Consider the following 13,678-nt stretch of genomic DNA (forward strand, 5'->3'; position numbering starts at 1 on the left):
TTACCAATCCTTTATTTAGGAATTTAAGATTTTTCCGGATCTGGTTTTTTCTACAACGGCACAAAGATTATTCTTTTAAACCCTTTCTTACTAATTTTAGTGCAAATGTTAAAATCAATGGTGATATATGAAATCACCAAAAATCAAAATTAAGATTTTTGTTCTCGGCTTGTTTGTTTTTGTCGCTGTTTTTAACTTGTGGTCTTTGCGTCCTGTGAAAATAATTTATACCAGTAGGCAAATGGAGGGGAGTAATGATGTTGTAGTAAATCATTTTCCACTTACCGACAGAGACAGAGTTCATTGGTATTTGGATCATAAAGAAGAACTTTTGGAAGTTTATAACATACCAAGAAGTACTGATTTTGATATTGTCATTTGGGATGTTGCTGATGGTTTTGTTAATCTTGAAGAAAACTACAAACACGATTTATATTGTTTTAGTGACATGAAGGTTAAAAATAACTGCATAGAAAAAAACATGTTCTTAAAAATAAAACTATATAAATACGGTAAGGAAGTTTTCACGGTAGGATATAGTGGTTATTCCTATGCCGTAGATAAAGAAGGAAAACTTGTAGCGGAAAGGGATGAGGAACTGTTTCATAAAATGCGTCGAACGAAGGGCTAATTTCTGGAGATGACAACGAAGTTTTTCTCAGATTAACGATCAACCTCGCATTCGTTGACACCCCATCGTCACACTTACTATCTACCTTCTCCGATAACCGCTACAGTTATTTGTCCATGCGCAAAGGAGAGATTTATGCTGTATATCTTTGATTTAGGCAACGTCATAGTTGATATCGACTTCAATCGCGTGATGGGGGTGTGGAGCGATTACAGCCGCGTACCGCTAGCGAATTTGCAAAAAAGCTTTGTGATGGGGGATGCTTTCAAACGCCACGAACGCGGGCAAATTAGTGACGAAGAATTTGCTGAAGTCGTTAGTGAAGAAATGGATATGGCGCTGAGCTTCGAACAATTTTCCGCAGGATGGCAGGCAATCTTTGTCGGATTACGGCCTGAGGTTATCGACGTGATGAACAAGCTTCGCGAACAAGGCCATCGTGTTGTTGTCCTCTCAAATACTAATCGCTTACACACTTATTTCTGGCCTGGTGAATATCCGCAAATTGCCCAGGCGGCAGATAAAATCTACCTGTCTCAGGAAATGGGCATGCGTAAACCCGATGCAGAGATTTATCAAAAACTACTCGAAACAGAGGGTTTTTCTGCGAGTGAGGCGGTCTTTTTTGACGACAACGTCGATAATATTAAAGGAGCTCAACAGTTGGGTATCACCAGCATTTTGGTGACCGGAAAAGACACGGTGCCTGGCTACTTCGCAAAAGGCCTATGATAAAAGACGTTCATCGCAAAATGAGTAAGCATCTTAGTCACTGTATTGCATGGGGAAAGCTGCTCTGGCACCGCATCGACCAGGACAATATGACCACGCTTGCAGGGAACCTTGCTTACGTGTCATTGCTCTCGCTGGTACCTTTAGTTGCGGTGGTATTTGCGTTGTTTGCGGCATTCCCTATGTTTGCCGATATCAGTATCCAGTTGCGCCACTTCGTTTTCTCAAACTTTATGCCTGCTACCGGCGACATTATTCAGAGCTATATCGAACAGTTCGTCGCTAACTCTACTAAAATGACGGCGGTGGGTGCCTGCGGGCTCATCGTCACCTCATTATTACTGATGTATGCCGTGGATAGCGCACTAAACACTATCTGGCGCAGCTCGCGCACACGACCAAAAATCTACTCGTTTGCGGTTTACTGGATGATTTTAACGCTTGGGCCGTTGTTGGCCGGGGTAAGTCTGGCGATCAGCTCGTATTTGCTGTCTCTACGGTGGGTCACGGGCTTTAATAGCGTGATTGATGACATGTTACGCATCTTTCCATTGCTCATTTCCTGGCTATCATTCTGGATGCTCTACAGCATTGTCCCAACCACTCGAGTTCCCGTGAGTGACTCACTGATTGGCTCACTGGTCGCCGCGCTATTGTTTGAGCTCGGGAAAAAAAGCTTTGCTCTCTACATCACCATGTTTCCCTCTTATCAATTGATTTACGGCGTGTTAGCCGTGATCCCCATATTATTCGTCTGGGTCTATTGGACCTGGTGTATCGTATTGCTCGGAGCCGAAATTACTGTCACTCTCGGCGATTACCGAAAACTTCGCATCGAATCACAGCGGGAAGAATTGGAAGAACCATGATTGCATTAATTCAGCGCGTCACCCACGCTCGCGTCACCGTGGCGGGTGAAGTGACGGGTGAAATTGGCCCAGGACTTTTAGTGTTATTGGGTGTCGAAAAGGATGATAACGAACAGAAAGCGAATCGCCTTTGCGAGCGGGTTTTGGGTTACCGTATTTTTGGCGATGAAAACGATAAAATGAACCTGAATGTTCAGCAGGCAGGTGGCAGTGTGCTGGTGGTGTCGCAGTTTACTCTCGCCGCTGACACAGAACGTGGGATGCGCCCGAGCTTCTCGGTTGGCGCTGCACCACAACTTGCTGAAGAGTTGTATGAATACTTTGTTGAACGCTGTCGACAACAGGGCATCGTAGCCGAAACAGGGCGATTCGCCGCAGACATGCAGGTGAGCCTGACCAACGATGGTCCGGTGACGTTTTGGTTACAGGTCTGAGTCCGCAGCATTTACGGTCCCGCGTAACAAGAGAGAGTACATGTATGTATCACCTTCGCGTACCGCAAACCGAAGAAGAGCTTGAGCTCTATTACCAGTTTCGTTGGGAGATGTTGCGCAAACCTCTGCATCAACCCAAAGGCTCCGAGCGCGACGCCTGGGATGCCATGGCTCATCACCAAATGGTGGTGGACGAAGAAGGGAATATCGTTGCCATTGGGCGTTTGTACATCAATGCCGATAATGAAGCGGCTATCCGCTTCATGGCGGTTCACCCGTCAGTACAAGATAAAGGGCTGGGGACGCTGGTGGCGATGACGCTTGAGTCTGTCGCGCGCCAGGAAGGGGTCAAACGTGTGGTGTGTAGCGCACGCGAAGATGCCGTCGAGTTTTTTGCCAAGTTGGGCTTTGAGAATCAGGGCGAAATCACCACGCCTTCGACCACCCCTATTCGCCATTATCTGATGATAAAACCGGTTGCCTCGCTGGACGACATTCTTCATCGGGCTGACTGGTGCGGGCAGTTACAACAAGCCTGGTATCAGCATATTCCATTAAGTGAAAAAATGGGTGTGCGTATCTTGCAATACACCGGGCAGAAATTCATTACTACCATGCCGGAAGCAGGCAATCAAAACCTTCATCAGACGTTATTCGCAGGCAGCTTGTTTTCTCTTGCCACGCTGACGGGATGGGGATTGATTTGGTTAATGCTCCGGGAACGTCATCTCGGTGGCACGATTATTCTCGCTGACGCACACATTCGATATAGCAGCCCGATCACCGGAAGGCCGGGGGCGATTGCCGATTTGGGGTCGCTAAGCGGTGATCTTGATCGCCTGGCGCGTGGCCGCAAAGCTCGCGTTGCATTGCAAGTTGAGCTTTTCGGCGATGATACTCAGGGGGCCGTTTTTGAAGGGGTATATCTGGTGCTGCCAGCTAAACCTTTTGGCCCACTCGAAGAGGGCGGGAACGAAGAAGAATAACTTCTCGGCGCTTATACCCGTCATACCTCAACTCGAATAATTTAGGGTATGTATGATGCGCCGGGAACTTCACCATTTTGCATGGTTTGTTGGACTTGTTTGCCATCGGTTGCGGTGGCTTGCAAGTTACCGTTCACGGTCGGTTTAAGCGCGGTTTGCGCAGCAAGGCTACCGGTCACAGAAAGCTGTAAATTACCCTTTCCTTCTATTGGCAACGCGGGCCATCCCCATGGCTGCAGCACGTTGACCGGCACCGAACGTCCTCGCAGATTGACCGCTGCGTTACGCTGCGGAGCCTGCGAAATAGCCCCCGTCGCTTCCAGCATTCCTTCACCTGCAAAAGCGCTCAGCTCAGTAATTGAAATCTGGCTGTCCGTGGCATTCAACGAAATGGATGGACGACGCACATCAACACGATTGAAGGTGGCTGACGATGCGTTCAGCGTGGCGTTACCACTCCAGATCCCCCACTGACCGTTGCGCGCAACTTCAAAATTGTTCGCCGTACCATCTAACGCGGTGAACTGGAATGGGAAGGTCGGATCGATATCAATAACCAGATTCCGGTTTGCCGAAAGCTTTTTAATCGTCACTGACTGTAGCCATTCCGGCAGAGGATTCATCCAACGAGCTTTCCAGTCTTCCGGCAGCGTATATTCAAGACCGGCAAAAACCAGCTCATCCAGCGCCAGTTTTTTCTCATTGCGTAGCCAAGCGCCTGAAGCGCGAACCATTCCTCTTTCCCAGCGCGAGGTGAACTGGCGTAGCGTGGCGGATTGCGGGCTAAAATCGATATTCACAATCGGATCATTCAGATGCAGAGAACCATTGATAAAGTCACTGGCATTCATCGATAGCCGCCCGTCGTCGCTGCGCCATCCGCCATCTGCCAGCGTCAAGTTACGCAAACTCAGGTCTAAATCAGTGACCGCCCAGTCTTTACCTTCCAGTCGCGCATCTGTGACTTCCAGACTATCAATTTTAAGAGAAGGGACGGTAGAAAGTGGTGCCAGGAAGTCGGGAATCGATTTTTCCGTTTGCAGGCGGATGTCGTTCAAGCGCAGGCTGCCAATTTTCCATGAGCCATCCGCAAGGCGATTTGCATTGCCAGTCAGCGAACCGCGAGCCATGTCCGCACCAATGGTCGAGAGTGTCACCTGTTCGTTATTTATCGCACCCTGCAACAGCACGTTGGTGGCGGGAACTCCGTTGAGCGTCATGGAACCTGCACTAAATTGAATATCTGCGGTATTTCCCAGTACTTTGCCTTGCTGTGGCTGCCATGGCATTACGCCACCGTTGACGCGCTGCGCGTGTAAATCCCATTCAGTATTTGGACTGTTAAGCGCCATATCGCTTAATTGCAACATGTCGGCCTGGAATGGCAGTGGTGCGGCATTTGGGCTGATATTTAGCGTTCCGTTTTGCAACAAGATCTTGTCGACGTGCATAGGTTCTGAAAACTGCCTGGAACTCAGGCCGATATCGATATTTTGCGCAACCAGCGTTGCAGGTTGGCCTTTACGCCCAAAGGTGACATTCGTCAGAGTGATATGCGTGGGCGATGCCCAGCGGTGATCCATCTCTTCGAAAGAGAATGTGTAATCACTTTTCTCATTGACCCAATTGTTGACCTGGGCTGCTCCCCAGCGAGTTTGTAGCAAAAGGTACGCGGCAATTAACGCAACCAGTACGACAACCAATAACGCAATAATTAGCTTTCCGAGAAATTTCATTGTCTTCCATCCCATGAAGTTTCGGTAAGGGTGTTATGCCCCATTTACCGTTATAGCTCAAGGATCGGATTGTCAGGAGGGGTAACACGCGCTGGAGCGAACAAATCACCAGCGCGTGAAGTACATCAATTTTTCTCAGGCGGGAAAATCAGGTTTAACACGATAGCGGTGATACCACCGGCAGCAATACCGGATGAGAGCAAGGTTTTCAACCAATCAGGAGCAAACTGCAAAATCAATGGCTGCTGAGACACACCCATACCGACTGCCAGCGACAAGGCGATAACCATAATCGCACGGCGGTTCAGCGGTTCGCGGGAGACAATGCGTACACCAGATGCGGCGATGGTGCCGAACATCACGATAGTCGCGCCGCCTAAAACAGGCTCAGGAATGTGTAATACAAATCCACTCACTGCAGGGAACAAGCCGAGCACGATAAGCATCAGTGCTACGACAAAACCGACATAGCGGCTGGCAACACCGGTAAGCTGAATCACGCCGTTGTTTTGGCCAAAACAGGAGTTCGGGAAGGTATTGAATACTGCGGAAACACACGAGTTCAGACCGTTAGCCAGTACTCCCCCTTTCAGGCGTTTCATATACAGCGGCCCAGATACGGGTTGCTCAGAAACGTCAGAGGTTGCCGTGATATCACCGATGGTTTCCAGTGAAGTCACCATAAAGACCAGCATTAGCGGGATAAGCAAATTCCAGTCAATACCCAGCCCGTAATACAACGGTGTTGGTACCATAATCAGGTCTGTGTTTGCCATCGGTTGGGTGTCAGGCAACATACCCATAGCCCAGGCTAGCGCATATCCCACCGCCATGGCGATAACCAGAGATGCTACACGCAAGTAAGCATTGCGCTGGCGGTTAAGCAGAATGATGACCAGCAGTACAGCACCTGCCAGCAGCAAGTTTTTCGGTGCACCAAAAGTATGGTCGCTCATCGCGGCATAGCCACCACCGATAGATGTCAGGCCAACCTGAATCAGAGAAAGACCTATAATCATCACAACGACCCCTGAAACCAGCGGGGTGATGATGCGGCGAGCCAGGTGCAGGAAGCGTGACAACAGCATTTCAGTGCAGCTTGCGAGCATCAATGTGCCAAACAAGGCCGCCATCATGGTCGGAACGTCGGCTCCGCCATTTTTCAATGCCATGCCGCCCATAATCAGCGGCGAAACAAAGTTAAAACTGGTGCCTTGAATTGACAGAAGTCCAGAACCCACGGGGCCCCAGGTTTTAATCTGGATAATCGATGCCACACCTGAGGCGAACAACGACATACTGATAATGTGTTGGGTATCTTCGGCCGGAAGTCCCAGAGCCTGGCAAATCAACATCGCAGGCGTGATCACCGCAACAAACATCGCTAACAAATGCTGACCAGCAGCAAAAAGAGTTTGTGGGAGAGGGGGTCTGTCCTCGAGGCGGTAAATCAATTCACTGGATGGAGCCTGAGCAATCGATTGCGCTTCTTCAGACTCAACTGCATTAACAGACATCAGAAATTATCCCTTGGCGAAAAACGGTGATTTTAACGGACTGAATGGTAAAAGCAAACGTTTGCTAACAATGTTTTTTAAGATAAAAAGCATATATAGAGAGCTTTTTATATAACTTTCGACTCCTTTTTGGTTAAAATCCAGCTACTGATTTTTCTAGAACCTGAAAATCCAGTGAAGGATAAATTAAAAGCGTCTGTGAGAATATGCGCGAACAGGAGCAATTCTATGTTTTATCTCGACACCCTTTCTACCCTTGTTGCTGCAACTCTCGTGTTGTTGCTGGGCCGAAAAATGGTCCACACCATACCGCTACTAAAAAAATACACTATCCCTGAACCCGTAGCGGGTGGATTGTTAATCGCCATTGCCTTGCTGGTGCTTAAAAAAAGTGTCGGCTGGGAATTTGAATTTGAAATGGGTCTCAAAGACCCATTGATGCTCGCTTTCTTTGCCACAATCGGTCTGAATGCCAACCTTTCCAGCCTGCGTGCTGGTGGCAAAGTTGTCGGTATTTTCCTGATTGCGGTGGTGGGTTTGCTGGTGATGCAAAACGCCATCGGTATTGGTATGGCGAGCTTGCTAGGTCTTGATCCGTTAATGGGGTTACTGGCGGGTTCTATTACTCTGTCTGGCGGCCATGGTACGGGGGCGGCCTGGAGTAAGTTGTTTAGTGAGCGTTATGGCTTCCAGAATGCCACCGAAGTTGCGATGGCTTGTGCAACGTTTGGTTTGGTTCTGGGTGGTTTGATTGGTGGGCCGGTAGCACGTTATTTGGTCAAACACTCATCCACACCGGATGGCACGCCTGACGATAGCATTGATCCAAGCGCCTTTGAAAAACCTGCGGTAGGGCGCATGATTACCTCTATGGTTTTGATTGAAACCATCGCGATGATCGCTATCTGCCTTACTGTTGGTAAGTTTGTGGGGCATCTCATTCAAGGCACCAGCTTTGAATTACCGACGTTCGTTTGCGTGTTGTTTGTTGGGGTTATTCTCAGCAATACGCTCTCGCTACTCGGTTTCTATCGGGTATTTGAACGTGCGGTTTCGGTGCTGGGGAACGTCTGTTTGTCTCTGTTCCTCGCCATGGCGCTGATGAGCCTGAAACTGTGGGAGTTGGCATCACTGGCGTTACCAATGCTGGCAATTCTTACCGTGCAAAGCATCTTTATGGCGCTGTATGCGATTTTCGTGACCTATCGCCTGATGGGTAAAAACTACGATGCAGCGGTACTAGCCGCCGGTCATTGCGGTTTTGGTCTGGGGGCAACACCAACGGCTATCGCGAATATGCAGGCAATTACCGAACGTTTTGGTCCATCGCACATGGCATTTCTGGTGGTTCCAATGGTTGGCGCGTTCTTTATTGATATCGTCAACGCGCTAGTCATCAAGATGTATCTGATGTTGCCAATATTTGGCTAAGCCATCAGGCGTTTGAATAGCGTTCCGTTTCAGGCATCCAGCGTTCAATGAGCGCGGTTGCCTGTTCCGGATAGCGTTCATGGATATGGCGTGCGAGGCGCTGTACTTCTGGAATCATCGCCTGATCACGCAGTAAATCTGCCACCTTAAACTCGGCGTTCCCTGTCTGGCGCGTGCCGAGTAATTCCCCCGGTCCACGAATTTCCAAATCCTTTTGCGCAATCACAAAGCCATCGTTGCTATCACGCAACACTTGCAAGCGCAGTTGCGCGGTTTTTGACAGCGGCGACTTATATAGCAACACGCAGTGGGAGGCGACGGCACCGCGACCCACTCGGCCACGGAGCTGGTGGAGTTGCGCAAGCCCCAGACGCTCTGGGTTTTCGATAATCATCAGACTGGCATTGGGGACATCAACACCCACTTCAACGACCGTTGTGGCGACCAGCAGGTGAATCGACCCTTCCTTGAAAGCCTGCATCACTGATTGTTTTTCTTGCGGTTTCATTCGGCCATGCACTAGCCCCACATTCAGATTTGGCAGGGCGGCTTTTAGCTCATCCCACGTAACTTCTGCGGCCTGCGCTTCCAGTAACTCCGATTCTTCAATCAGCGTACAAACCCAGTATGCCTGGCGGCCTTCATCGCTACATGCACCACGTACACGGTCGATAATGTCGTTGCGGCGTGTGTCAGGGATGGCAACCGTGGTAACCGGTGTACGGCCAGGCGGCAGTTCATCGATAGTTGAGGTGTCTAAATCAGCATAGGCCGTCATAGCCAACGTACGCGGGATTGGCGTTGCGGTCATGATAAGTTGATGCGGATGGAATCCCTGAATCTGGCCTTTTTCCCACAGCGCCAGGCGCTGATGGACGCCAAAGCGATGCTGTTCATCAATGATAACCAGTGCCAGTTGAGAGAACTGCACTTGTTCCTGGAAGATCGCGTGCGTCCCCACCACCATTGATACCTGGCCGCTGGCGATGGCGTCTTGTTGGGCAATACGCGCTTTGCCTTTTTGCTTACCCGCAAGCCAGCCAACCTCAATACCCAATGGTGCAAACCACTGACGGAAATTGTTGGCATGCTGTTCGGCGAGTAACTCTGTCGGTGCCATCAAACCAACCTGTTTGCCATGGGCAATTGCACGTAATGCTGCAAGTGCTGCAACCAGTGTTTTGCCCGATCCTACATCGCCTTGCACCAGACGCATCATGGGTACATCCAGCGCCATATCGTGTTCAATCTCTGCCACGACACGCTCTTGCGCACCCGTTGGTTTAAACGGAAGTGCCGCCAGCAGTTGGTTTTTTAATTCGTCATGATTATGCAGAGACAAAGCGTGATAACGCTGAGCACCCGCACGGAGCGCGAGCATACTTAGATTATGCGCCAGTAACTCTTCAAGGATTAATCGTTGTTGAGCTGGGTGCTTCCCCGTTTCCAGGTCGGCTAATTGCATCGTCGGCGGCGGGCGATGCAAAGTACGCAATGCTTCAGGCAGGCTCATCATTCCCTTGCTCAAATCCGCCGGGAGTAACTCGGTGATAGCGCAAGTATCCAGCAATTCCAGAGCCTGGTCGGTCAGTTTGCGCAGCGTAGCCTGGCGAATGCCTTCAGTCGTTGGATAAACCGGTGTCAGGGTTTCCTGCAATTCCGGGGTACTGAGATCGCCCTGAATGCGGTATTCCGGATGAATCATCTCTGCGCCGTGCGTCCCTCGTTTTGCTTCACCATAAGCAAGCACACGCTTACCGGTTGCGAGACTGTTTTTCATCGCGGCATTGAAGTTGAAAAAACGCATGGTCAGAATGCCGGTGCCGTCAGAAATTTGGCAGGTCATCATACGGCGACGACCAAAACTGATATTGCAGTTCAGCACTTCACCTTCCACCGTGGCGTGCGTCCCCGGCATAAGATCGTTGATTGGATAGAGATGCGTGCGGTCTTCGTAGCGCAGCGGGAGATGAAGCAGAAGATCCTGAATGGTGTGCAGACCAATCTTAGCCAGTTTGCCGCTCTGGCTGGCACCCACTCCGGCAAGCGTACTTAACGGTATGGCATCCAGCAAACGGCCTTTCATTTGACTACTCCGCAGATTGCATTGTGGCCCACCATGCGGCATCAGCTTCTATCTCACCTTGCTGATTCACATGCGGGTAGGGCAAACCTTTCCGGCGGGAAACGCGCGCCAGGACAGGATAACCGCCTTCAAACAGCAGACGCTGTTGTTCGGACTCTGGCAATGTACTGTTTTCACGCTGATACATTCCGGCGTTTTGACGCTGGCGCTGTGCTTCATAAAGAATGAGTGCTGAGGCCACGGAAACATTGAGCGATTGCACCATCCCGATCATCGGAATAATGATGTCCTGATCTGCCAGTGCTAACGCCTCCTGAGTAATACCGGTTTTTTCCTGTCCCATTAAAATGCAGGTTGGGCGCGTGTAATCAATTTCGCGGAAATCGACAGCTTTATCAGAAAGGTTAGTCGCGAGGATTTGCATTCCGTTGTTTTTGAGATGGGCAACGGCATCACCGATATGGCGATGGGTCTTTACTTCAACCCAGGAATTGCTGCCTGCTGCAGAAGAGGCCATGGTGCGCATTCTGTTACTCGGCCAGACCGCGTGGACTTCATGTACACCAACGGCGTCGGCAGTGCGAATAATCGCCGACACGTTATGAGGCTTATGGACCTGCTCCATACAGACAGTCAGATCAGGCTGACGCCTGGCGAGCATCTCGCAAATACGTGCATAACGTTGAGGATTCATAACACTAGTTTCGGTTGCGGGTAACTTTAATCACATCCGGCAACACGCGGATTTTACGCATGAGGTTCGCCAGATGGACACGGTCGCGTGCAGTCAGACGAATGAACGCACTGTAAACGCGGCCATCTTTCTCTTCGGTGTTCAGGCTTTGAATATTGGAGCCTGCATTATTAAGCGCAGCCGTCAGGTTTGCCAGCGCACCCTGATGGTTAAACATATCCACCTTGATCTCGGTGGTAAACTCTTGTTCTGTCTCTTTGTCCCATTCCACTGCCATAAACTTTTCAGGCTCTTTTTGGTAGCCTCGGATGTTACGACAAGATTCATGATGGATAACCAGCCCTTTGCCTGGGCTTACGTGTGCAATAATCGGGTCGCCAGGGATTGGACGACAACACTTGGCAAAGGTTAGCAAAACGCCATCTGCGCCTTTAATCGGTAGATGACTGTGAGACGGTGAGTGGCCTTGCTGAACTCCGGACGATTCACCTTGTAAGTTCTTCGCGACGACCACACTCATGGCGTTACCGAGGCCAATTTCAGCCAGCAAATCATCAAGTGAGGCGAGCTTCATGCGCTCCAACTCACGTTGAATGTTTTCTGGCGGGATTTCGGCTAATTTACGGCTGCCACCTAAAGTGTGGTTTAGCAAACGGCGTCCGAGACTAACGGAGTCATCACGCTTGAGATTTTTCAGCATCTGGCGGATTTTGGCGCGGGCTTTAGAACTCACGACAAAATTCAGCCAGGCGGCGTTCGGGCGTGCGCCTGGAGCTGTAATGATTTCTATTGTCTGGCCGCTGCTGAGCGACTGAGACAGTGGATAGGGTTGCCTATCGACTCTTGCACCGACACATGCATGGCCGATGTCTGTGTGCACCGCATACGCGAAATCAACGGGTGTTGCACCAGCCGGTAATTCGACAATGCGCCCTTCAGGTGTGAAAACGTAAATCTCATCCGGGAACAGATCGGATTTTACGCTCTCGATAAATTCAAATGAACTACCCGCACTTTGCTGTAACTCAAGCAGGCTTTGCATCCAACGCTGGGCGCGGATTTGTGCCGTTGTGCCACTTTCACCTTGCTCTTTATAAGCCCAGTGAGCGGCAACCCCCATCTCGGCCATCTGATCCATATCTTCGGTACGGATTTGCACTTCTACAGGCACGCCGTGCGGGCCAATCATTGAGGTGTGCAGAGACTGATATCCGTTCGCTTTCGGAATGGCAATATAGTCTTTAACCCGTCCAGGACGTGGCTTATAGAGGCTATGCATCTGCCCAAGGACGCGATAACAGGTATCCATGTCATGGACAATCACGCGGAAGGCGTAGATATCCATAATCGAGTGGAAACGCTGCTCTTTGAGCGTCATTTTGCAGTAGATGGAGTAAAGATGTTTTTCCCGGCCACTCACACGACGCGGAATGCCAGCTTCTTGCAATCGTCCATCAATTTCAGAGAGGATTTTTTGAATCATCTCTTTGCGATTACCACGTGCCGCTTTTACCACTTCTTTAATGACGCGGTAGCGGTTCGGGTAAAGCGCTTCAAAGCCCAGCTCTTCCAGCTCAGTCTTCAGGTGATGAATACCAAGACGGTGTGCCAGCGGGCTATAGATTTCGAGGGTTTCACGAGCAATGCGGCGGCGTTTATCAGGGCGTAATGCCCCGAGAGTGCGCATGTTGTGCGTGCGGTCGGCGAGTTTGATCAGAATGACGCGGATGTCTTGCACCATCGCCATGATCATTTTGCGGAAGTTTTCAGCCTGAGCTTCTTTCTTATCGCGGAATTTCAGTTTGTCTAGCTTAGATACCCCTTCCACCAGTTCGGCAACGCTTTTACCAAACAGCTGTTCCATATCCTGGTAGGTGGCAGGGGTGTCTTCGATCACATCATGCAGTAGTGCGGCCATCAGCGTTTCATAGTCGAGTTTCATCTCGGCCAGAATGCAGGCAACAGCTACGGGATGGGTGATATAGGGTTCACCGCTTGAACGAGCTTGTCCCTCGTGAGCATCACGCGCAACAAGGTATGCTTGCCGAAGTCGCTTTATTTGCTCCTCGGGCAAGTAATGTTGAATCAGTTGATTCAGGCTTTCAAACAGATACAAGGGCTACCCGCAGGCTAATTAACGACGACCTTCAGCAATAGCGGTAACAGCCTGCAGTTCTGCGGCTTCCTGCTCTTGCTGTTCCTGGCGATCACGAACATCAAGAATCTGGTTGGTGATCAACCCTTCTTCGATTTCGCGCAGTGCGATTACAGTCGTTTTGTCGTTTTCTTCAGGTACCAGTGGATCTTTACCACCAGTTTGCATCTGACGAGCGCGACGTGCGGCGACCAGAACCAGGTCAAAACGGTTACCAATTTTCTCAACAGCGTCCTGAACAGTTACGCGTGCCATAATTAAAATGCTCCACAGATGAAGAAATGACTGGGCATGATACTGAAACTGGGCTCAGTCTGCCAATAGTTTGCTGATTAAAGCGTCATGTCGCGCTTTTTGGCGACCCATTCGTAGACGCTCGGCACGAATGATAATTTTTAAATCTGACA

13 protein-coding genes and 1 pseudogene are annotated in these 13,678 nt (G+C 50.0%); 7 read left to right on the plus strand and 7 right to left on the minus strand.

Annotated elements, in window-relative coordinates:
• From VJY99_RS08900 to fabY, 6 genes are all read left to right on the plus strand, one after another.
• On the plus strand, positions 1–131 hold a 131-nt coding region (locus tag VJY99_RS08900; RefSeq protein ID WP_324117709.1), incomplete at its 5' end, for a DUF3289 family protein.
• Entirely contained in the window at positions 128–631 is a 504-nt protein-coding gene (locus VJY99_RS08905; RefSeq protein WP_324117698.1) for a DUF943 family protein, read from the plus strand. The genes VJY99_RS08900 and VJY99_RS08905, both read left to right, overlap by 4 nt.
• A gap of 135 nt (positions 632–766) precedes the next feature.
• Positions 767–1,363: a glucose-1-phosphatase gene (gene yihX, locus VJY99_RS08910; protein ID WP_324117699.1), complete on the plus strand. Its 597-nt coding sequence runs from the start codon at positions 767–769 to the stop codon at positions 1,361–1,363.
• Positions 1,360–2,232: a virulence factor BrkB family protein gene (locus VJY99_RS08915; protein WP_324117700.1), complete on the plus strand. Its 873-nt coding sequence runs from the start codon at positions 1,360–1,362 to the stop codon at positions 2,230–2,232. The genes yihX and VJY99_RS08915 overlap by 4 nt, the downstream gene beginning before the upstream one ends.
• Positions 2,229–2,666: a D-aminoacyl-tRNA deacylase gene (gene dtd, locus VJY99_RS08920; protein ID WP_324117701.1), complete on the plus strand. Its 438-nt coding sequence runs from the start codon at positions 2,229–2,231 to the stop codon at positions 2,664–2,666. The genes VJY99_RS08915 and dtd overlap by 4 nt, the downstream gene beginning before the upstream one ends.
• A 44-nt stretch (positions 2,667–2,710) precedes the next feature.
• Positions 2,711–3,652: a fatty acid biosynthesis protein FabY gene (gene fabY, locus VJY99_RS08925; RefSeq protein ID WP_324117702.1), complete on the plus strand. Its 942-nt coding sequence runs from the start codon at positions 2,711–2,713 to the stop codon at positions 3,650–3,652.
• Positions 3,653–3,693: 41 nt separating this feature from the next.
• On the opposite strand, the gene VJY99_RS08930 is transcribed toward fabY, so the two are convergent.
• On the minus strand, positions 3,694–5,388 hold the full coding sequence (locus VJY99_RS08930) for an AsmA family protein (protein WP_324117703.1): 1,695 nt from the start codon (positions 5,386–5,388) through the stop codon (positions 3,694–3,696).
• A gap of 125 nt (positions 5,389–5,513) precedes the next feature.
• The gene (locus VJY99_RS08935) at positions 5,514–6,905 is read right to left on the minus strand and encodes a uracil-xanthine permease family protein (RefSeq protein WP_324117704.1); all 1,392 of its coding nucleotides are present in this window, start codon (positions 6,903–6,905) and stop codon (positions 5,514–5,516) included.
• A 228-nt stretch (positions 6,906–7,133) separates the two neighbouring features.
• Here VJY99_RS08935 and gltS point away from each other — a divergent pair, with 228 nt between their 5' ends.
• Positions 7,134–8,336 (plus strand): sodium/glutamate symporter, encoded by a 1,203-nt coding sequence (gltS, locus tag VJY99_RS08940; protein ID WP_324117705.1) that lies wholly within the window; start codon positions 7,134–7,136, stop codon positions 8,334–8,336.
• Positions 8,337–8,340: 4 nt separating this feature from the next.
• On the opposite strand, the gene recG is transcribed toward gltS, so the two are convergent.
• From recG to VJY99_RS08965, 5 genes and pseudogenes are all read right to left on the minus strand, one after another.
• A complete protein-coding gene (recG, locus tag VJY99_RS08945) occupies positions 8,341–10,422 on the minus strand; it encodes an ATP-dependent DNA helicase RecG (RefSeq protein WP_324117706.1) in 2,082 nt (693 codons plus the stop codon).
• Between the two features lie 4 nt (positions 10,423–10,426).
• Positions 10,427–11,116, minus strand: coding sequence for a tRNA (guanosine(18)-2'-O)-methyltransferase TrmH (gene trmH / locus VJY99_RS08950; protein WP_324117707.1), 690 nt, complete (start codon positions 11,114–11,116; stop codon positions 10,427–10,429).
• 4 nt (positions 11,117–11,120) lie between these two features.
• Complete coding sequence (spoT, locus tag VJY99_RS08955; protein ID WP_324117708.1) at positions 11,121–13,232, minus strand: bifunctional GTP diphosphokinase/guanosine-3',5'-bis pyrophosphate 3'-pyrophosphohydrolase; 2,112 nt, start codon at positions 13,230–13,232, stop codon at positions 11,121–11,123.
• A gap of 18 nt (positions 13,233–13,250) precedes the next feature.
• Positions 13,251–13,526 (minus strand): DNA-directed RNA polymerase subunit omega, encoded by a 276-nt coding sequence (gene rpoZ, locus VJY99_RS08960; protein ID WP_034461476.1) that lies wholly within the window; start codon positions 13,524–13,526, stop codon positions 13,251–13,253.
• A gap of 54 nt (positions 13,527–13,580) precedes the next feature.
• Positions 13,581–13,678, minus strand: a pseudogene (locus VJY99_RS08965) (guanylate kinase); the annotation flags it as partial.

The sequence above is a fragment of the Buttiauxella sp. genome (genome assembly GCF_035271705.1).
In the GTDB taxonomy this organism is placed as follows: Bacteria; Pseudomonadota; Gammaproteobacteria; order Enterobacterales; family Enterobacteriaceae; genus Buttiauxella.